Annotated in this window: 16 protein-coding genes; 4 read left to right on the top strand and 12 right to left on the bottom strand. The window is 74.9% G+C overall.

Translation table 11 applies throughout. The annotated features are described in order from the left end of the window. The first annotated feature begins 23 nt into the window (after positions 1-23). Together ACIQU4_RS36465 and ACIQU4_RS36460 are read left to right on the top strand one after the other, a co-directional pair. A complete protein-coding gene (locus ACIQU4_RS36465) occupies positions 24-1,274 on the top strand; it encodes an MFS transporter (RefSeq protein ID WP_403740321.1) in 1,251 nt (416 codons plus the stop codon). 99 nt (positions 1,275-1,373) lie between these two features. Further along, positions 1,374-2,789: an MFS transporter gene (locus ACIQU4_RS36460; RefSeq protein ID WP_403740318.1), complete on the top strand. Its 1,416-nt coding sequence runs from the start codon at positions 1,374-1,376 to the stop codon at positions 2,787-2,789. A gap of 75 nt (positions 2,790-2,864) precedes the next feature. Here ACIQU4_RS36460 and ACIQU4_RS36455 read toward each other — a convergent pair whose 3' ends face one another. Next, entirely contained in the window at positions 2,865-3,068 is a 204-nt protein-coding gene (locus tag ACIQU4_RS36455; RefSeq protein WP_134076314.1) for an EF-hand domain-containing protein, read from the bottom strand. Positions 3,069-3,402: 334 nt separating this feature from the next. On the opposite strand from ACIQU4_RS36455, the gene ACIQU4_RS36450 reads away from it, so the two are divergent. Then, positions 3,403-4,485, top strand: coding sequence for a serine hydrolase domain-containing protein (locus ACIQU4_RS36450; protein WP_403740423.1), 1,083 nt, complete (start codon positions 3,403-3,405; stop codon positions 4,483-4,485). A gap of 22 nt (positions 4,486-4,507) precedes the next feature. Here ACIQU4_RS36450 and ACIQU4_RS36445 read toward each other — a convergent pair whose 3' ends face one another. The 5 genes from ACIQU4_RS36445 to ACIQU4_RS36425 form a co-directional block, all read right to left on the bottom strand. Beyond that, positions 4,508-6,781, bottom strand: coding sequence for a peptide synthase condensation domain-containing protein (locus ACIQU4_RS36445; protein ID WP_403740315.1), 2,274 nt, complete (start codon positions 6,779-6,781; stop codon positions 4,508-4,510). Between the two features lie 194 nt (positions 6,782-6,975). Then, positions 6,976-7,812, bottom strand: coding sequence for a 4'-phosphopantetheinyl transferase family protein (locus ACIQU4_RS36440; RefSeq protein WP_403740312.1), 837 nt, complete (start codon positions 7,810-7,812; stop codon positions 6,976-6,978). Positions 7,813-7,828: 16 nt separating this feature from the next. Further along, positions 7,829-9,610 carry an acyl-CoA dehydrogenase gene (locus tag ACIQU4_RS36435; RefSeq protein ID WP_403740309.1) on the bottom strand — a complete coding sequence of 594 codons (1,782 nt, stop codon included), beginning with the start codon at positions 9,608-9,610 and terminating at the stop codon, positions 7,829-7,831. Between the two features lie 193 nt (positions 9,611-9,803). Beyond that, positions 9,804-10,622 carry an acyltransferase domain-containing protein gene (locus tag ACIQU4_RS36430; protein WP_403740305.1) on the bottom strand — a complete coding sequence of 273 codons (819 nt, stop codon included), beginning with the start codon at positions 10,620-10,622 and terminating at the stop codon, positions 9,804-9,806. After that, positions 10,612-10,908, bottom strand: coding sequence for an antibiotic biosynthesis monooxygenase family protein (locus tag ACIQU4_RS36425; RefSeq protein WP_403740303.1), 297 nt, complete (start codon positions 10,906-10,908; stop codon positions 10,612-10,614). Before ACIQU4_RS36425 ends, ACIQU4_RS36430 begins: the two co-directional genes overlap by 11 nt. Before the next feature lie 270 nt (positions 10,909-11,178). On the opposite strand from ACIQU4_RS36425, the gene ACIQU4_RS36420 reads away from it, so the two are divergent. Then, complete coding sequence (locus ACIQU4_RS36420; protein WP_403740300.1) at positions 11,179-11,457, top strand: PqqD family peptide modification chaperone; 279 nt, start codon at positions 11,179-11,181, stop codon at positions 11,455-11,457. Between the two features lie 5 nt (positions 11,458-11,462). Here the strand turns inward: ACIQU4_RS36420 and ACIQU4_RS36415 are convergent, their stop codons facing one another. The 6 genes from ACIQU4_RS36415 to ACIQU4_RS36390 all read right to left on the bottom strand — a co-directional run bounded on the left by ACIQU4_RS36415 (position 11,463) and on the right by ACIQU4_RS36390 (position 18,614). Beyond that, a complete protein-coding gene (locus tag ACIQU4_RS36415; RefSeq protein ID WP_403740298.1) occupies positions 11,463-12,005 on the bottom strand; it encodes a GNAT family N-acetyltransferase in 543 nt (180 codons plus the stop codon). Between the two features lie 56 nt (positions 12,006-12,061). Then, on the bottom strand, positions 12,062-13,870 hold the full coding sequence (locus ACIQU4_RS36410; RefSeq protein ID WP_403740295.1) for a condensation domain-containing protein: 1,809 nt from the start codon (positions 13,868-13,870) through the stop codon (positions 12,062-12,064). Between the two features lie 127 nt (positions 13,871-13,997). Then, positions 13,998-14,954 (bottom strand): aromatase/cyclase, encoded by a 957-nt coding sequence (locus ACIQU4_RS36405; protein ID WP_403740292.1) that lies wholly within the window; start codon positions 14,952-14,954, stop codon positions 13,998-14,000. Between the two features lie 98 nt (positions 14,955-15,052). Beyond that, positions 15,053-16,012: an aromatase/cyclase gene (locus ACIQU4_RS36400; RefSeq protein WP_403740289.1), complete on the bottom strand. Its 960-nt coding sequence runs from the start codon at positions 16,010-16,012 to the stop codon at positions 15,053-15,055. After that, positions 16,012-16,839: an SDR family NAD(P)-dependent oxidoreductase gene (locus ACIQU4_RS36395; RefSeq protein WP_403740286.1), complete on the bottom strand. Its 828-nt coding sequence runs from the start codon at positions 16,837-16,839 to the stop codon at positions 16,012-16,014. The genes ACIQU4_RS36400 and ACIQU4_RS36395 overlap by 1 nt, the downstream gene beginning before the upstream one ends. Continuing rightward, on the bottom strand, positions 16,836-18,614 hold the full coding sequence (locus ACIQU4_RS36390) for an FAD-dependent oxidoreductase (protein ID WP_403740283.1): 1,779 nt from the start codon (positions 18,612-18,614) through the stop codon (positions 16,836-16,838). The genes ACIQU4_RS36395 and ACIQU4_RS36390 overlap by 4 nt, the downstream gene beginning before the upstream one ends. Positions 18,615-18,665 lie beyond the last annotated feature (51 nt).

Raw genomic sequence — 18,665 nt, 5'->3', positions numbered from 1 at the left:
CGCGTTCGACGATCGGACCTGCCGTGCTGAAATCCTTCCTCCAGAGCAATTTCTCCTCCCTGCGCGGCCCGGCCCGGACGCTGGGCGCGCTGCACTTCGTGGACAGCCTGGGCAGCGGCCTGTTCATGGCGGGCTCGGCGGTGTACTTCGTCGTCGTGGCGGGCCTGCCGATCACCACGGTCGGCCTCGGCCTCTCCCTCGCCGGCTTCAGCGGGTTCGTCTCCAGCATCCTGCTGGGCCGGGTCGCCGACCGGTTCGGGGCCCGGCGGATGCTGGCCGTGCTGCTCATGCTGCTGGCCGGTCTGTACGTGCTGTACCCGCTGGTCGGGTCGGCCTGGAGCTTCTTCCCGGTGGTGATCGCCATCGGGGCCCTGGAGTTCGGCTGCGGGCCCGCCTTCGGCGCGCTGATCATGGACCTGGTGCCGGAGCCCGACCGGGTCACCGCCCGGGCGGCGCTGCGCTCCCTGTTCAACGTGGGCTTCTCCGGCGGCGCCCTGGCCGCGGCCGCCCTGATCGGGCTGGGCGGGGGCTGGCTGGAGCTGCTGCCGCTCGGCAACGGCCTGACGTTCCTGGCGGCCGCGGCTCTGGTGCTGCGGCTGCCGGCGTCCGGGGCCCGGCCGAACGCGGGCGGCGGCGGGCACTTCAAGGTGCTGCGGGACCGGCCGTTCCTGAGCGTCATCGGCGCGTCCAGCCTGCTGGCGCTGCACAGCGCGGTGCTGCTGGTGGGCATCCCGCTGTGGATCGTGCGCACGACCGATCTGCCGCGGGGCGTGGTGCCGTTGATCCTCGCGGTGAACACGGTGCTGGTGGTGCTGTGCCAGGTCGCCGCCGCCAAGGGCGCCGACACGCTGGACGGCGCCGTCGTCGCGGCCCGCAAGGCCGGCCTGGTCAGCGTGGCGGCCTGCGCCGCGCTCGCGGTGGCCGGCTGGACCGGGGCCTGGCTCACCGGTGTGGTGGCGATCGCGGCCGTCCTGATGTTCACGGCAGCCGAACTGTGGCAGTCCGCGAGCGGTTTCGGACTGGGCTTCGGCCTGGCACCCGACGCGAACCGGGGCGAGTACCTGGGCGCCTTCCACCTGCACGTGGTCGTCCAGGCCACGCTGGGACCGGCCGTGGTGTCTTTCCTGGTGTCCGTCGACGACTCGCTCGGCTGGCTGGCGATGGGCGCCGTATTCCTGGCCGGTACGGCGGCCATCGGCCCGTCGGTGGCCTGGGCGCGCCGTACGGCCGACCGCCGCGAGGGGACCCGGGCACAGGCACCCGCCTCCGTCTGAAGTGCAGCACTTCTCCAGCGCTCCTTGGAACCGTGAGGACTTCACCTCGACAAATCTTCAAGTGGTCAAGTGGTCAAGTCGTCATCTGGGAGGCAGCGCATGTCCGCGTCCGTAACCGAGCGCCCCGCCGGAGCCGGTACGCCGGCCGCGGTCGGCGCGCGCCCCGAGCGCCTCGCACGCCCCGGGCTCGCGCTCGCGGTCATCGCGGGCTGCAACGCGATGATCCAGCTCGACGACCCCATCATGAACATCGCGCTGCCCGGCATCCGTGCCGATCTGGGGCTGTCGGCGCTCGCCGCGTCCTGGGTGATCGGCGCCTACCTGCTGGCCTTCGGCGGCCTGCTGCTGCTCGGCGGCCGGGCCGGCGACATCCTGGGGCGGCGCAAGGTCTTCGTCGCGGGCGTGGCGCTGTTCACGGCCGCCGCCGCGGTCCGGGCGGTGGTCCCGAGCGGTGAACTGCTGATCGCCGTACGCGCCGTGGAGGGCGCCGGAGCCGCGTGCGCCGCGGCCAACGGGTTCGTGCTGATGCTGAGCACGTTCGCCGAGGGGGCCGCCCGCAAGCGGGCCATCGCCGTCTGCACCGCGGTGGGCGCGGCCACCACCGCCGGCGGCCTGCTGCTGGCGGGCGCGCTGACCTCGGCGGGCTCCTGGCGCTGGGTGCTGCTGCTCAACGTCCCGATGGGCCTGGCGATCGTACTGCTCGCCCCGCGGGTGATCGCGGAGACCGAGCGGATCCGCGGCCGCTTCGACCTGCGCGGCGCGCTGCTCTCCGCGCTCGGCGCCGCCGCGCTCGTGTACGGGCTGTCGCAGGCGGCCGAACACCCCTGGACCGACGTCCTCGTCGCCGGACCGCTGCTCGCCGGCCTCGTCCTGTTGTCCGTGTTCGTCGCTACGCAGCGCCGCGCCGCCGAGCCGATCGTCCGGCTCGGACTCTTCCGGGACCGGGACCGGGCGCTGGCCTTCTCCAGCATGCTGGTCCTGCCGGGCGGCCTGATCGGGGCCTACTTCTTCCTGAGCCAGTTCTTCCAGCAGCACCACGGCTGGTCCCCGCTGGAGGCGGCGTTCGGCCTGCTCCCGGTGCCGGTGACGATGGCCGCCATGGCCGGTGTGGGCGTACGGGTGGAACGGGCGATCGGCCCGAAGCCGATGATGGCGATCGGCACGACCGCGCTGGTCGCCGAGAACCTGTGGCTCTCGCACCTCGGTCCGGGCGACGCGTACCTGACGGGTGTGCTGCCCGGTCTGCTCCTGCTGGGCGCGGGCATGGCGTTCTGCGTGATCCCGCCGACCGTGCTCGCCACGTCGGGGCTGCGTCCCGAGGAACTGGGCTCGGCGGCCTCCGTGCTCAACGCCCTGCAGTCGGTGGGCGGTTCGCTGTGCATAGCCCTGATGGTGACCGCGTCCGCGGGCCACGCCGACTTCGCGGACACGATGTCCGCGGGCTTCACCACAGGGGCCGCCTTCGCGTCGGCGGCCCTCCTGATAGCCCTCTCCCTCCGCCCCCGCCGCCCGTAACCGCCCGCGCCGGACATACGTCAGCCCCCGTACGGACATCCTTGCCGGGACCGACGGGGGCTGTCTGGGGTGGCGCTACTTCAGCAGGGTGCGGAACTCTTCGAAGTCGAGGACCCCGTCGTGGTTCGCGTCGGCCGCCATGGCCTTCTTGACCTCTTCCGCGAGGTGCCCCTGGGCGCCCTCGGCCTTGAACCCCTCGGCCAGTTCGACGATGTTGATCCGCCCGTCGCCGTCCGTGTCGATCTCGTCGAACAGTGCCCTGAGTTCGGCCTCGGTCATGACGTTCCCCTCTCGCATTCACAGGACCCCGAAGGTCCACATGGCCCACCACCCTGGCAGATCCGCTCCGGGACGCATGCACCGGCCACCCGTACGGGTGTATCACCCACGTGCATCGGGGGTTAGCCCCACCTCGGAGCGGGTGGGTGGCGGGATCGTCCCGGTCGGCCGCATCCGGACATGCCGGGACCGGCACATACCGCTGGTTTCCCCATCATTCCGTAGGAGTTGGCCCGCGCGTGAGCAGGAACCGCAGACGTTTCGTCCGTCCGGTCGGCAGCGGCAGCAGCAGCAGCGGGGTGGCCCGCACAGAGCCGCGAGGGCCGCGGCCGCCCTGGCCGTCGGCGTCCTGGCGATCGGCGCCCCGGCCCCGCCGGCGGCTTCCGCCGCCGCCCGGCCGGACACCGTCCAGCAGGGGTTGAACGCTCTGGTGCGGGACGACGGCCTGCCCGCCGCGCTGGCGAGCGTCACCGGCCCCGACGGCCGCACCCGTACGTACACCGCGGGCTTCGGCGACCTGGCGACCGGCTCGCAGGTGCCCCGGGACGGGCAGGTGCGGGTCGGCAGCAACACCAAGACATTCACTTCGGTGGTCGTACTGCAACTGGTCGGCGAGGGAAGGATCCGCCTCGACGCCCCGGTCGACACCTATCTGCCGGGCCTCGTACGCGGGGAGGGGATCGACGGCAGTCGCATCACCGTCCGCGAGCTCCTCCAGCAGACCAGCGGACTTCCCGACCACACCAAGGCCGAGCTCCAGCCCCGGTACTACGGGCCCCGCGAACTCGTCGACTTCGCCCTCCGGTACAAGGCCGTCTTCGCCCCCGGCGAGCGATGGGCGTACAGCAATACGAATTACGTCCTGGCCGGCCTGATCGTGGAGAAGGTCACCGAGCGCCCCCTCGCCGAGGAGATCGACCGGCGCATCATCCAGCCCATCGGCCTGCGCCACACCTATTTCCCCGCCCCCGGTGACGCGACCATCCGGGAACCCCACCCCCGGGGCTACTACCGGGACGAGGCGGGCGCGCCGCTGCGCGACATCACGGAGACGGACCCCTCCTGGGGCTGGGCGGCCGGCCAGCCGGTCTCCACCAACTCCGACCTCGACCGGTTCTTCACCGAACTCCTGGGCGGCGGCCTCCTGCCGGAGGCCCAGCTCGCCCAGATGCGCACCACCGTCCCGGCCGGGTACCCCTTCGACCCCCGCGCGCGCTACGGACCGGGGCTCGTGAGCACGCCGCTGTCCTGCGGCGCCGTCTTCCGGGGCCACGGCGGCAGTTTCCCTGGGTACGAGACCCGGGGCGGAGTAAGCGACACCGGCCGCGCCGTCGACATCGCGGTGACCGCCAAGCCGTCGGACGCGGCAGCCATGAAGCGCTTCGAGCGCCTCGTGGACACGGCCCTCTGCCGCTGACCCCCGCCTTCCGACAGGCCGGTCACGACTCGTGACCGGCGGCCGCCCACAGGGCCCGGGAGAGGTCCTGGGCCGAGGCCGGGCCGCCGTCGGCGGTGCCGCCGATCGACACCAGCGGGGCCCGCCAGCCGTGCGCGCCGATCCGCTCGGCCACCTCGTACGCGACGGCTCCGCCGCCGGAGAAGCAGCCCAGCAGCAGCGGCTGCGCCGCGGCGAGGACCGGCCGCAGCGCCGTGAGGCAGGCCGTGGCGTCGGCCGGGGCATCGAGGGTGATCAGCGCCTGTAGCCCCCGGTGCGCCCGCGCCACCGCCGCATAGCAGTCCGGCGGCACGTCCGGGGGCGGTACGAGCAGCACCGTCCCGGCGCCGGGGTACGCGGCGGGGCGCAGCGTGACCAGCCGGGGCGCGGCGGTCTGCGGCGCGGCCACCGCGCCCGGCACGGGCAGGCCGTCGAGCAGCGTCAGCGCGTCGGCGACGGTGGCGCGGTGGAGGTCCGCCTCCGGGAGCTCGCGCAGCAGCAGCGCGGTCTGGGCGAGGATCCGGGCCGCGTCGGCGTCGGCGAGCCGGGCCCGGTCGCTGTCGGCGGTCAGGACGAGGCCGCCCGCGCGGTCGTGGCGGGCGGTGAGGGCGAACGGCAGCCCGGTGTACGCCTCGACGGCCTCCGGCGGGCCCACGCGTACGTCGGCCGCGGCCAGTTCCCCGTCCACCGGATCGCCGCTCGCGCCCACCCCGAGGCGGGCGGGCACCCGGTCGAAGGTGATCAGCGATTCGGTCGGCGGCTGCTCCCCGGAGCGGCCGGTGTGCTCCCCGGAGCGGCCGGTCTGCTCCCGGATCTGCCCGGCGGAGACCCACTCGTACGCGGCCAGTCCCAGCGCCCGGTCCCGCAGGTCGGTCAGCAGCCGGGCCAGCGGGCCCGCCGGGTCCACGTCCACGGAGAGCGGGAGCGGGTTGCCGAGCGGGCCGGGCAGCCGGTCGGCGCCTTCGAGGGCGATGCCGCGCCCGGAGACGGTCACCCCGAACGCGACGGGGAGGACGGGCTCTGAGCCGGGACCGGGCGAAGCCGCCCGGTGCAGCTGGAGGGCCCAGGCGGCGTGCAGGGCGGTGCTCTCCGCGACCCCGCACGAGGCCGCCCACCCCCGCAGCCGTAGCGCCTCGGTGGGGTTGAGCCGTTCCACGGCGCGGCCGTACCCGACGGCGCCCCCGCCCGAAACCGGCGGCCGGTCCGCCGCCCCGCCCGCGGGGACCGCGCGGGCCGCGGGCAGCGTACGGGCCCCGGCGGGCGGGGCGGCCCGGGCCCAGAACTCCCGGGCCGGGTCCGGGTCCCGGGCGGCCAGCCAGCGCAGGTGGTCGGGGAGTCCCGGGCGGCGCTCGCCGCCCGCCGCGCGGCCGTCGGCCGCGTACGCCCGCAGGAAGGAGCGCAGCAGCTGCTGCACGCTCGGGGCGTCGAGCAGGGCCTGGTGGTACGTCAGGACGATCCGGGCGTCGGGGCCGTGGGCGCCGGGCTCCCCGTCGACGCGGCGGATGCGCAGCGGGCCCGGCCGGCCGGGGTCGAAGGCCTGCTCGCGCTCGCCGCGGAGCACGGCGGCCCACGTGGCCGAACCGCCCGCCGAACCGCCGGTCGAGCCGCCCGCCGAACCGCCCGCCGCCCCGCCCGCCGAACCGCCCGCCGAGCCTCCGGCCGCGCCGTCGGGCTCGTACGGATCGTGCCGTACCGCGATCTCGACCCGCTCGTGCACGGTGACGACGGGCCCGCTGCCGCCCCGGCCGGGGCCGGGTGCGAACGCGGCGCGCAGCACGGCCTCGCGGTCGGCGACCGCCTGCCAGGCCGCGTCGAACCGGTGCCGGTCCAGCGGCCCGTACCAGCGCAGGTGCAGCTGTCCGACGTGGAGCTGCGGACCTGGCGGGGCGGTCATGGCGTCGAGCAGCACCTCGCGCTGGCGGGCGGAGGCGGGCAGTCCGGCGGGCGCTCCGGCGGGATGCGCCTCCCGGCCGGGGGCCGGCTGCTGCGGCAGGGCGGCCAGCACGCCCGACCACCAGCCCGGGCGGCCGTCGGCCGCGGCCGGGTCGGTCAGCAGGTCCGCGAGCCGGCCGGCCAGGCCGGGCCGGCCGGCGGGCCGTTCACCGGGCCGGCAGGTCAGCTGGAGCGTGTGGTGGGTCGCGGTGTGCCGGCGCAGCGTCGGCCCGCAGGGTGCGGCCATGGCGAGGGCGCTGGCCAGGAGCGGGGCGTCGAGGGGCCCTAGCAGGTCGAGTGCGAGCGGTGTGCCGGGCGCGATCACCACGGTCATGGCGCCGTCCATACACCCTCTCCCGTACCCCAGAGCATGCCGCAGAAACGCCTCCGAAAAGGACGAGTCAAGTCGGGGTCAATTCTAAGGTAAAAACTGGTCAAACGACATGCCCTCAGCCACGGAGTGTCTTATTCCACATGGAAGTTGGCAAGTTCCGTGTGGAACTGCCCGGCTTTCAGGGCGATTCAGGCCAACCGTCCGGATCAGGCCGGATCGAGCAGCGCCGACACCATGCCGACGAAGCCCTCGTCGAGCATGGTGGCCACGGAGCTGTCACGGGACGTGTCCAGTCCGGCGTCGTGGCAGGCGACGCTCAGCAGGTAGCGCCCGGCCACCGGGTAGGTGCCGAAGGCCCATTCGCCGTGCGTGGCGGGTGAGCCGTCGGGGGTGAGCAGCCCGGTCTCACCGCTGGTCGCCGTGGCGAAGCCGAACTCGGAGAAGCCCATCCGCAGGCCCTGGCCGAGCGCCTTCGTGTACGCCTCCTTCAGCGTCCACAGCCGCAGGATCCCGGCCGCCCGCCCGCGCTCCCCCAGCGCCGCGAGCTCGGCGCGCTCGGCCGGAGTGCAGACCTGGTCCTGCAGCAGCTCGAAGGACAGCCTGCGGTCGGCGGGTTCGGTGTCGACGCCGATGCGCCCGTTGCGGCTGATGCCGACCGCGATCAGATCGTCGGTGTGCGTCAGGCTCAGGTCGATCTGGTCGAACCCGCGCAGGTACGGACGGCCCCCCGGCTTGTACGAGAGGTCCAGCTCGGCGGGCCCGCAGCCGAGCGCGGCGGCGGCCGTGTACCGGATCGCCAGCCGGGAGGCGACGAAGCGGTGCCGGGCGGTGGCGTCGGCCGTGTCCCGGTAGCGCGACCAGTCACGGCCCAGCAGGATCCGCAGCGCGGCCGGCGAGCCCGGCTCGGCCGGCCACTCCGCCCAGGTGGTGTGGACGCAGGCGTTGCCGTTGCCGGTCATGCCCGCGGCCACCTGCGCCCAGGGCCCGTCGGGCCCCGCCGCGTGCACGGGCACGCTCAGCAGCGGTGAGTTGTTCCGGTTCATCGCGTGTCCCCTCCGGTCACTGGGCCAGCTCGGTGGCGTCGAGGTCGCAGCTGCGGCCCGCCCGGTAGCGGCGTACGAGCTCCTCCAGCACCTGCCCGAGGCAGTCGTCGGGCAGCTCCGGCACCGGAATGCCGAGCCGGCCGCCGATCCGGGTCAGCGCGAGCACCGCCCAGGCGGGCGAGGCGAGGAAGGGCTCGCTGCCGTCCTGGCCCTCCCAGGTGCCCAGGATCGCGGCCGCCGCGAGCACCAGGGCGTAGCGGTCGCTGAGCACGCACCAGGCGGGGTCGGTGAGGGCGGCGACGCCCTGCGGAATGGCCCGGCACTGCTCGCGCAGCGCCCGCAGTTCGGTGACGAACGCCTCGGCCAGGTCGGCGAGGACGGCGAGCTGCCCGCCGACCCCGCGGACCTCCGCCAGCCGGGCGGCCGACCCGATGAGGGACGCCGCGAGGAAGTCCCCGCCGTCGGCGATGCCCAGGAGGCGGTAGTCGAGGTGCGGCAGGCTCGCGCCGGAGTGGAACAACTCGGAAGGCGGCTCCTCCTCCTTGAACCAGGCCCGCTCGGCCAGCGCCCGCAGCTGGGGCACGATCACGGCCTGGCAGGCGGCGGTCCCGGCGTGCCCGAGCCCGGCGACCGGCAGGTCGCGCGAGAGCTTGTCCAGCGCCCCGTACTCGGGCGTGCCGTGCTGGTAGCCGCGCGAGCCGAGTACGGCCGCCAGCTCCTCCAGGCTCTCGCGGAGCAGGTCGGGGACGACGTACTTGACGGCCGCCGCGAGCACGTGGGTGCGGTCGGGCAGCAGGCTCAGGGCGCGCAGCGCGACGGTGGCCATGCTGTCGCAGGCCAGCAGGTCGGCGAAGACCCCGGCCAGGGGTTTGTGGAAACGGCGGGCGACGGGGCGGCTGCGCCCGGTGGTGGCGGCCCGTACGGCGGAGTGCAGGACGGTGCCGGCGGCGGCGACGGCGGTCGCGGCGATGACGCAGCGGTTGACCTGGTACGTGCGCAGCGCCAGGGCGACGCCTTCGCCGGCGCGGCCGACGAGGGCGCTCTCGGGGACCTCGCAGTCGGTGAACTGCAGCCCGGAGAAGAGGGATCCGCGCATGCCGGCGGTGGGTACGCGCGGCAGCCGGGCCAGCCCGCCGGCGGCCGTGAGCTCGTCCGGGTCGAGCAGGAGGACGGAGTGGCTGAGCGGGCTGCGGGCGCGGTCGGTCCGGGCGTAGACCACGTACGCCTGCGCCCGGGCGGCGTTGATGATGACGTCCTTGCGGCCGCTGAGCGAGAAGCCCCCGCCGGCCAGCGGGGCGGCGGTGAACTCGTCGCGCAGGATGGCGTTCGCGTGGGCGAGCTCGTGGTGGACGATCGAGGCGCGCCCGCCGGCGAGCAGGACGTCGGCGGTGGCCCGGCGCTGGGCCGTGCTGCCGGCCGCCCAGACGGCGGAGGTCGCGAACAGCGAGGTGATGCCGGAGCCGAAGCCGAGGGCGAGATCGCGGCGGAAGACCGGGCGCAGCACCTTGACGAGCAGGTCGGCGCGGGTGAGCCGGCCGCCGAACTCGGCGGGGACGAACTCCGCGCCCAGGCCCGCCCCGACGAGCAGCCGCTCGGTGGCCGCGGGCGGCTCGCGCCGCTCGTCGGCGGCGAACAGGGCGCCGAGACCGTGCGGGTTGGCGGGGTCGTACGGGTCGCCGAGCAGGGCTTCGAGGCGCGCGGCCCGGCGCAGCGCCTCGGTCTCCTCGGCGGCGCGACCTGCGGCGCGGCCGGCGGCTCCGCTCTCGGGACGGGTGGGGGTCTCGGTGATGGTGGCCATGGCGGCGGAGATCAGCTCCTTCGTCCGGGACTCTCGGCCTGCTGCGCGCAGTCCGCGGGGCTGGTCCGTCCTCTGTTACGGGTCTTGCGGTGGTACGGGTCCTGTGGCTCTTCAGCGTGCGGGCATCCGCTCGACACCCGCTTGAGGCGTCGTGCAGCGGCGCCCCAAGGAAGCCGGAGACCGGCCACCGGGATCACCGGTGGCGGCCTGCGGCCTGTCCTTCGGTTCGTTCGGGTCCTTCGATGTGCAGCAGCACGGCCCGGGCGGCGCGCAGTTCGCAGCCGGGCAGGGTGTCCTCGGGGTCGGGCCCGCAGGGGTGGGGGCGGGTGAACCCGGCCGCCTCCAGGGTGCGTACGGCGTCTGCGGTACGGATGACCTGGTGGGTCTGGAGCAGCAGCCGTTCGGGCCGCAGCGGGCGTTCGTCCGGCCCGGGGCCGATGGCCCGGCCGGTCGCGGTGCAGACGAGGTGGACGGACCGCGGCGCGGTGGCGCTCTCGCGGGCCGCCTTCAGGAACTCGGCCTCGGCGGCCCGCGCGGCGCCGGGTGCGGGCCGGGGCGGGACGAGGCGGCCGAGCACGGCGACGAGCCGGGCCGCGTCGGCCAGCGTGAGCACGCCCGCCACGTGGGCGGCGGAGAGTTCCCCGGCGCCCTGGCCGGCGACGGCGTCGGCGCGCAGCCCCCAGCTCTGCCAGAGCCGGTACACGGCGACCTGGAAGGCGAACAGCGCCGGCTGGGCGAACTCGGCGCGGCGGATCAGGCCCGAGTCCACCCCGCCCTCGGGGGCGAAGACCACGGCGGCCAGCGGCAGGCGCAGCCAGGGGTCCAGTGCGTCGCGTACGCCGTCGTACGCGGTCCGGAAGGCGGGGACGGCGCAGTACAGCTCGCGGCCGAGGGCGAGGCGGCGGCCCGCGTGACCGGTGAACAGGACGGTCAGGGGCGGGGCGGCGGACCGCCGGGGCGGGCGCGGCCGGCGGGGCCGGCGGGCGAGGAGGGCGGCCGCGTCATCGGACACCGGGCGCCGCCTCCACGGTCTCGTACAGACCGGGCTCGGGGGTGGCCAGCGGGCCGAGGTCCTTGACGAGGGCCTGGAACTGCTCGCTGCGGACGGCGTCTGCGTGGGCCCGGGCGTCCTCCCACACGGCCAGTTCGAGGAAGACCCGCTGGTCGCCGAGGTGGCGCAGGGCCTCGTGGCCGATGTAGCCGGGCTGGCTGCTCATATAGGCGGTCAGCCGGTCCTTGACCTCCAGGAACCGGTCGATGTCACCGTGGACGGTCAGCTTGTTGACGAAGGTCACCATGGGGGCTCCTCGGGTGTGCAGGTCTTCGGGGGGGGTCCGGGTGCCACGCTCGGCGGCGCCGCTCGAAGAGCCCTGGAAGACGGCTCGACCACCCCTCCAGCCCGCTCGGAGGATCCTTCCCCGGGCGCAAGCGCCCACCCCCCTAACTCCGGGAATCAGCCGTACAGGGGGTGTGGGAGGGGGAACCCCAGAATGCGGGAGCGGCCATGGATCCTGCCCGGTTTCCGTAATAGCTTGAGGATTCCTCGACCGCTGGCCCTGGAGGTGCCCGTGCGCATCCGACCGATGCCGGGGGTGCGTGTCGCCTCCGTGGACGCCGACGGCCGCCTGGAACTGCTGGCCGCGTCAACCGCGGGCCCGGAGAGCTACCGCTGCGGCCCGGTGGGCACGGCGATGTGGATCGCCCTGCGCCAGCACGACGGCGACACGGCGGCCGCGGCCGACCTCCTCGCCCGCCTCTGGGACACGGTCCCCGAGAACGCCCGCGCCGACCTGGACATCTGGGTGGAGGAAATGCGCGACGCGGGCCTCCTCCACGCCGTCGCCTGACCGCCCTAGGCTCGTTGGGCGGGCTTCCAGTCCTGGACGAGGAGCCCGAGCAACACCTCGTCCATGAACTCGCCGAGCACCCAGGCCGAGGAACGCAGCACGCCCTCGCGGACGAAGCCGTTTCGCTCGGCGGAGCGGAGCATCGCGTCGTTGTCCGACAGCGTCTCGATCTGCAGCCGCTGCAGGCCGCGCACGACGAAGCCGTAGTGGCAGAGCACGGCGACCACGTCGGTGCCGTAGCCCTTGCCGCGGGCGGCCGGCAGCAGGCCCAACCCGATGTGCGCGGACCGGTTGTGGTTGTCGATGCCCCACAGGTTCGCGGTGCCGACCAGGGTGCCGCCGTCCAGCTCGACCACGGAGAACGGGACATGCCCCTGCTCGTTGTCGTCCACGACGAGCCGCGAGTCCTTCGAGCCGGGCGTGATCGGCCGCCACGGCCGTCCCTCGGCCCGCGAGCCGTTGACCACGTCGTCGTAGAGCTCGGTCCGCAGGACCGGGATGTCTTCCTCGTGCCGGGCCCTGAGCCCGACCTTACTGCCACTGAGCATGCGAGCTTCCTATCCGACCGCTCCGACCGGCGGCAAACCAATAAGCCGACCGCGGTTCAGCGGGGCGCGGACGTCGTCAGGGTGCGGGAGAGGGCCTCGGGGTCCCGGGCCACGGCGACCGCGGGTGCGGGCCAGCCGAAGGCCGCCATGCGGCGGGCGATCTCGTGGGCCAGCGGGGCCCCGGCCGGATGGCAGCCCAGCACCAGCGGCTCACCCGCCGCCAGGACCGGCCGCAGCGCCGCCACGCAGCCCGCGGCGTCGACCGGGGCGTCGAGCGCGGCCAGTTGCCCGGTCCCCGGATGCGTCCGGGCCAGCGCGGCGAAGCGGCCGGCGGGCGCACCCGGGGACGGGACGAACACGACGGTCCCGGCCCCGGGCCGGACTCCCTGCCGCAGGACGACGAGCCCTGCGCGCGCCGCGGCACCGGGCGCCGGATGCCGGAGCCCGGCTGCGGGAGCGGCGGTCGGTGCCGGCCAGGGGCCCAGGAGGCGCAGGGTCTGCGCCACCGTCGTGGACCGGCGGTCGGTGGTGGGGAACCCGCGCAGGAGGCGTGCGGTGTGGTGGACGGCTTCGCGCGCGTCCGCGAGCCGGGTCCGGTCCTGCACACCGGTCAGCACCAGGCCGCCCTCGCGGTCGTGGTGCGCGGTGAGCGACAGTGCGTGGCCGCCGGGTGTGCCGACCGTCTCCGGTCCCGTGAGGCGTATGCCCTGGGCCGCCAGGTCCTCGTCCAGGGGGTCCGCGTCCGTCGGCGGCGGCGGGTCGAAGGACAGGACCGTCCGGGCGAGCGGCTCGGCCGGAGGCCGGCCGCTCCATGCCCGCACCTGGCCCATCGAGACCCATTCGTACCCCGAGAGGTCCAACGCCCGGTCGGCGAGATCGGACAGCAGCCTGCCGAACAGCCCCTCGGGGTCGACCTCCACGGACATCGGCAGCGGAGTGCGCAGCGGGCCGGGCAGGCGGGACGCCCCGTCGAGGGGGATGCCGCGGCCGGACACCGCCGTCGCGAACGCCACCGGGACCGGGCCGCCGTCGGGCACGGACCGGCGCAACTGGAGGGCCCATGCCGCCTGGAGGGCCGTGCTCTCGGTGACGCCCTGCCCGGCCGCCCAGTCCCGCAGGAGCGAGGCCTCGTACGGGGCCAGCCGTACCGTGGCGCGGACCGGGCCGGCCGCGCCGCCGCCCCCCGGCGGCAGCGTGGCCGCGCCCGCCGGCGGCGCGGCCGCCGACCAGAACGCGCGGGCCGGGCCTCGGTCCTGGCCCGCCAGCCAGCGCAGGTGGTCTCGGACGTCGGGGCGCCGCTCGCCGCCCGTCCCGCTCCCGTCCGCGAGGTAGGCACGGGCGAACGCGCGCATCAGCAGCCGTACGCTGCGCCCGTCGAGCACGGCGTGGTGGTACGTCAGGATCACGCGCGTCGGCCCCGGCCCCGACGCGGCCCCCGGCCCGGCCCGCTCGTCGAGCAGCGCGATCCGCAGCAGTCCGGGCCGGGTGGGGTCGAAGCCGCGCCGCCGCTCCCCCGCGAGCAGGGTCTGCCAGTCGGCGGATCCGTACGGATGGCGCACCAGCTGCGGGACGACCCGCCGGTGCACGACGACCCGGGGCCCGCCCCGGGTCCCGTACGGCGCGAACGCGGCCCGCAGCACGGCCTCCCGGTCGTACACGGACTGCCAGGCCGCCAGGAACCGCCGGGTGTCCAGCTGCCCGTACCAGCGCCAGTGCAGCTGCTCGACGTGTGATCCGGATCCCGGCCGGGCGGCCATCGCGTCGAGCAGCACCTCGCGCTGCCGGGCTGACGCGGGCAGTCCGGCCCCGGAACGTGCGGGTCCGGGGTGTGCGGGCGGCCCGGCCTGCTCGGAACCGACGCTCATCCTCTCCCCCTCGTCTCGGCCTCGCACTTCAAAGGGGTCGAGTATGCGCGGGGTTCCCACGTTTCGCTGACGCGCTCCTGACATGCCGATGGAGTGCCGATGGAGCCGGCTTCACGGCTCCGGCGCCTCACAGCATGCGGATCGCCGTCTCCGCGTGCTGCTTCGCCAGCCCCAGCGTCGCGAGGCTGTTGCGCCCCAGCGCCTCGCGCACGTACGTCCGGGCCGCGGCCAGGTCCGCGCCCGGGCCCAGGACCCGCTCGACCGCCTCCTCGCGCAGCAGCACGCTGTGCTGCGCGACGGCGGTGACCCCGCTCTCGTCCGGGATCAGCGACCACTCGCCGGTGTGCGCCGCCATCAGGGCCGGGGTCGCGGTCTGCTTGTAGACGATTCGGCCGGCCGCCGGGAAGCACACCCGCACCGACTCCGTCGTGTGCGCGGACCCGTCCGCGGTCACCGTGTCCATGCTCAGCAGCTGCACGCCGGGCGCCTCCTCCGTCACGGCGACGCGCGAGACGTGCGGGACGCGGTCCGGCCAGTCGGCGGCCTCGTACAGGAACTGGTAGGCCAGATCGGCCGATCCCTTGATCCGTACGGAGTCCTCGAAGGACAGCAGCAGGCCGTCGAGCCGGGTCCAGCCCTCCGCGGCCTCCTTCAGCGTGGCCAGCTGGGCCCGGCTGTTGGTGTCGGTGGCCTCCTTGGTCCAGTCCACGTCGGCGGACCGGTCACCGGCGACCGCGAAGTCGTGCAGCAGGACCAGCCGCGAGCGCCCGGTGCCCCGCGGCTCCACGATCCAGCTGCCGCCCATCGAGACGACGGGGGCGGCGGGGACCTCCTGGCGGAAGTCGATGCGCAGCCGGGTCGCGTCCAGCGTCCGGCGCGAGAGCCAGGACCTGACGGTCCCGTTCGCGGTCACCCACATGTGGAACCGGTCCCGGGAGCCGTCGAAGTCGAGCCGCTCGACGTGGATGCTCGACGGGAAGTACAGCGGCCACTGGGTCGTGTCCGCGATCAGCCCGTAGACCACGCCCGCGGGCGCGTTGACGTCCACCGAATAGGACGTGCGGTGCACCTGCTGGACCGACATCGCCACACCTTTCCGTCACAAGTGATCCAGAGTCTGTCCGTACCGGCCGGAGCTCCGGTCGAGACGACCTGGAGCCCGAGCCGGAAGCACGCTCGGCCTCAGCGCGCGAGCGCCGCCTCCGCATACTGCTTCGCGTACGTCATCGTGGCCGTGCTGTTGCGGCCGAGCGCCTCGCGCACGTACCGGCGGGCCGCCGCGAGATCGGCCGACGCGCCCAGCACCCCGGCGATCGCCTCCTCCCGGAGCACCACCCCGTGCCGCGAGGTGACCGTCGAGCCGTACGCGCCGCCCGTGACCGTCCACACGCCGGTGTGGGCGGACATCAGGGCAGGGGTGCGGGTCTGCTTGTAGACGATGCGGCCGGCCGCCGGGAAGCACACCCGCACCGACTCCGTCGTGTGCGCGGACCCGTCCGCGGTCACCGTGTCCATGGCCATCACCTGCACGCCGGGCAGCTCCGCGGGCTCGGTGAGCTCCAGCCGCGATACGTGCGGCAGCAGCTGCGGCCACTGCTCGGCCCGCTCCAGGAACGCGTAGACCAGCTCCGGCGGGGCGTCCACGCGGACGGTGTCCTCGAAGGACATCACGAGGTCGTCGAGACTGCCCCAGCGCTCACCCAGCCGCGCCAGGTTCCCCAGCTCCGCCCGGCTGTTGGTGTCGGTGGCGCGCTCGACCCACTCGACGTCCTCGGCCCGGTCGCCCACGACCGAGAAGTCGTGCAGCAGGACCAGCCGCGAGCGCTCGGCGCCCAGCGGCTCCACGATCCAGGTACCGCTCATCGCCGACAGCGGGGCCGCGGGGACCTCCTGGCGGAACTCGATGCGCCGCGCGGCCGCGTCGAGCATCCGGCGCGAGGTCCAGGACTTGACCCGGCCGTTCGCCGTCGCCCACATCCGCAGCCGCTCGTGGACCCCGTCGAACTCCAGCCGCTCCACGTACACGTTGGGCGGGAAGTACAGCGGCCACTGCACGGGGTCCGCGATCAGTCCGTAGACCACGCCCGCGGGGGCGGCCACCTCGGTCTCGTGCACGGTACGGTGCACCCGCTCGGCCGCCATCAGAAGTTGCCCAGCCCGCCGCAGACGTTCAGCGCCTGCGCGGTGACGGACGCGGCGAGGTCCGTGGTCAGGTAGCCGACCATGGCCGCCACCTCCTCCGGGGTCGCGTAGCGCCCCAGCGGGATCTTCGCCTCGAACTGCTCCTGCACGTCCTCGGTCGTGGTGTCCCAGGCCGCCGCGTAGCCGGCCCGGACGCGCTGCGCCATCGGCGTCTCGACGTAGCCGGGGCACACCGCGTTGACCGTGATCCCGGCCGGGGCCAGCTCCTTGCCGAGGGCCTTGGTGAAGCCGACGACGGCGTGCTTGGACGCCGAGTAGGGGGCGCCCAGCAGGACGCCCTGCTTGCCCGCCGTGGAGGCGATGTTGATGATCCGGCCCCACGGCGCCCCGCCTAGGCCGCCGCGCCCCAGGACCTCCCGGGTCAGCAGGAAGACGCTGTTCAGGTTGGTGTCGATGACGTCGTACCAGAGCTCGTCGGTGATGTCGGCGGTCGGACCGCCGCCGCTGCGCCCGGCGTTGTTGACCAGGACGGAGACCGGGCCGCCCCACTCCGCGACGGCGGCGGCGACCAGCGCCGCGACCTCCTCGCGGGAGCGGACGTCGGCGGCGGCGCCGGCGACGTCCAGGCCCTCCGCGCGCAGCTCCTCGACGGTCCGCTCGACGTTCTCCGGGGTCCGGGCGCACAGGAACACCCGGTGCCCGCGTGCGGCCAGGTCCCGTACGACCGCCAGGCCGATGCCGCTCGTACCGCCGGTGACGAGGGCGACCGGCTTCTCCGGTGCCGCCGACGGCGCTGACCGTGTTGTCGTCGTGGACGTTGTCGTCATCGGTGCGCCTCCAGTACCCGTGGTGGAACTCCGACCGTGTCGCGGAGCTCTGGAGATGCGGTGGAAGCGGGATCGAGGCCCGGTTCGGGCTCGGCGGACGGCAGGGCGGCCGGCGGCCCCAGCGGTGCCAGCGGCCCCAGCGGTGCCAGCGCCCGGGAGAGGGCGCGCCGGGTCAGGGCGGCGCCGCCCGCGGCCACGTAGCCGTCGGGCCGGATCAGCAGCCAGCCGCCGGGCCGCAGTCCCAGCGCGCGCCGCAGCACCCCGTCGGGATCGGCCAGCGGCCCGGGGCCGTCGGGCACGCCGGCCACACCGGACGCCCCGGCCACACCGGACGCCCCCTCCCCCACCGTCCGTACCGACAGCCAGTCGCCGTACGCGCGGGCGGCCGCGGCCGCCGCGCCCCGCCCGACCTCGCCCGGACCGCCCGCCTCCCACACCAGGGACCAGCGGACGTCCCGCAGTTCGGCCCGCAGCGCCTCCGAGCCCGGATCCCCGCGCCGCTCGGCCGCCGCGGCGGCCCGGGAGCCGACGGGCAGCCCCATCAGCGGGTCGGCGGTGCTCAGGGGGCTGTCCTCGTACGACAGCCGCAGCCCGGACATGCCGCCGAGGACCTTGCGCTGGATGGCCCGGCGCAGCGGCCCGAGGGTGCGTACGAAGGTGAAGACGACGGGCAGCGCCACCCCGGCCAGGGCGTTCTTGAACTGGACCAGGAAGGTGGCCTTCCGGGTCGATCCGATCAGCGCCTTGCCGATCGGCACCCGCTCCTGCCCGTACGTGGCCAGCAGCTCCCGCCCCGCCTGCCCGCGGGCGGCCATCGCCAGCTTCCAGGCCAGGTTGTACGCCTCCTGGATGCCGGTGTTCATGCCCTGCCCCGAGGCGGGGCTGTGCACGTGCGCGGCGTCGCCCGCCACGAAGCAGCGGCCGTCGTGCATGCGCGGCACCATCCGCTGCTGGAACGTGAAGACGGAGGTCCACTCGGGCTCGCCGACCCGCACCGGGCGGCCGAGCCCGGCGCTGAGCTTCTCCGAGAAGCGCCGCGCCGCGTCCCCCGGCCGTGCTCCGGGGGCGGTGTCGAGCAGCCGCCAGTACCCCTCCCTCTGGTACGGGACCATCATCAGGGCCTGGCTGCCGGTGTGGACCCAGTAGATGGTGTCGGGCGGCAGGTCGGTGGAGACGGGCACGTCGGCCAGTGCCCAGGTCTCGCTGGACTCGCCGAGCAGCGGCAGCCCCAGTTGCTTGCGCACGGTGCTGTGGCCGCCGTCGCAGCCCACCAGCCAGGGCACCTCGTACTGCTCGGCGCTGCCGTCGGGGTGCTCCAGGCGGGCCCGTACGCCCTCCCCGTCCTGCTCGAACGAGCCCAGCCGCACCCCCCATTCGACGCCGACGCCGAGCCGGGCGAGGGCCTCGCGCAGCACGGCCTCCGTCTCGGCCTGCCCGATGATGAGGCTGTACGGGAAGCGGGTGGGCATCGTCTCGTAGTCCGCGTCGAGGCGGACCAGCCGGCTGCCGCGCGCGTACATCGTGAAGGCCCGGTTCTTGCGGCCCCGGGCGAGGACCCCGTCCACGACCCCCATCTGGTCGAAGGTCTCCAGGGTGCGCGGGTGGACGGCCACGGCGCGGCTCTCGCGGGCCGGTCCGGGGGCTCCGTCGACCAGGCGTACGCGCAGCCCCCGCCGGGCCAGTTCATGGGCGGCGGTCAGGCCCACGGGGCCCGCCCCCACCACGAGTACCCGGGCGGACCCGGCTCCGGACGGTGTGCCGGCACTGCTCGCCACGTGGTTGCTCCTCTGCTGTTCGTACGTACGGAAGGACGGGCGCGGGCATCA

Origin of the sequence: Streptomyces sp. NPDC090741 (assembly GCF_044769045.1) — a bacterium.
In the GTDB taxonomy this organism is placed as follows: Bacteria; Actinomycetota; Actinomycetes; order Streptomycetales; family Streptomycetaceae; genus Streptomyces.
The sequence above is the reverse complement of the archived record's forward strand: the minus strand, read 5'-3'. Positions and strand labels throughout refer to the sequence as shown.

Excerpts from the sequence above, each read along its gene's own strand:
- ACIQU4_RS36400 (WP_403740289.1), bottom strand. The coding sequence starts at position 16,012 with ATGGCGGCCGAGCGGGTGCACCGTACCGTGCACGAGACCGAGGTGGCC.
- ACIQU4_RS36445 (WP_403740315.1), bottom strand. The coding sequence starts at position 6,781 with ATGGACGGCGCCATGACCGTGGTGATCGCGCCCGGCACACCGCTCGCA.
- ACIQU4_RS36425 (WP_403740303.1), bottom strand. The coding sequence starts at position 10,908 with ATGGTGACCTTCGTCAACAAGCTGACCGTCCACGGTGACATCGACCGG.
- ACIQU4_RS36395 (WP_403740286.1), bottom strand. The coding sequence starts at position 16,839 with ATGACGACAACGTCCACGACGACAACACGGTCAGCGCCGTCGGCGGCA.
- ACIQU4_RS36435 (WP_403740309.1), bottom strand. The coding sequence starts at position 9,610 with ATGGCCACCATCACCGAGACCCCCACCCGTCCCGAGAGCGGAGCCGCC.
- ACIQU4_RS36440 (WP_403740312.1), bottom strand. The coding sequence starts at position 7,812 with ATGAACCGGAACAACTCACCGCTGCTGAGCGTGCCCGTGCACGCGGCG.
- ACIQU4_RS36455 (WP_134076314.1), bottom strand. The coding sequence starts at position 3,068 with ATGACCGAGGCCGAACTCAGGGCACTGTTCGACGAGATCGACACGGAC.
- ACIQU4_RS36405 (WP_403740292.1), bottom strand. The coding sequence starts at position 14,954 with ATGTCGGTCCAGCAGGTGCACCGCACGTCCTATTCGGTGGACGTCAAC.
- ACIQU4_RS36460 (WP_403740318.1), top strand. The coding sequence starts at position 1,374 with ATGTCCGCGTCCGTAACCGAGCGCCCCGCCGGAGCCGGTACGCCGGCC.
- ACIQU4_RS36415 (WP_403740298.1), bottom strand. The coding sequence starts at position 12,005 with ATGCTCAGTGGCAGTAAGGTCGGGCTCAGGGCCCGGCACGAGGAAGAC.
- ACIQU4_RS36410 (WP_403740295.1), bottom strand. The coding sequence starts at position 13,870 with ATGAGCGTCGGTTCCGAGCAGGCCGGGCCGCCCGCACACCCCGGACCC.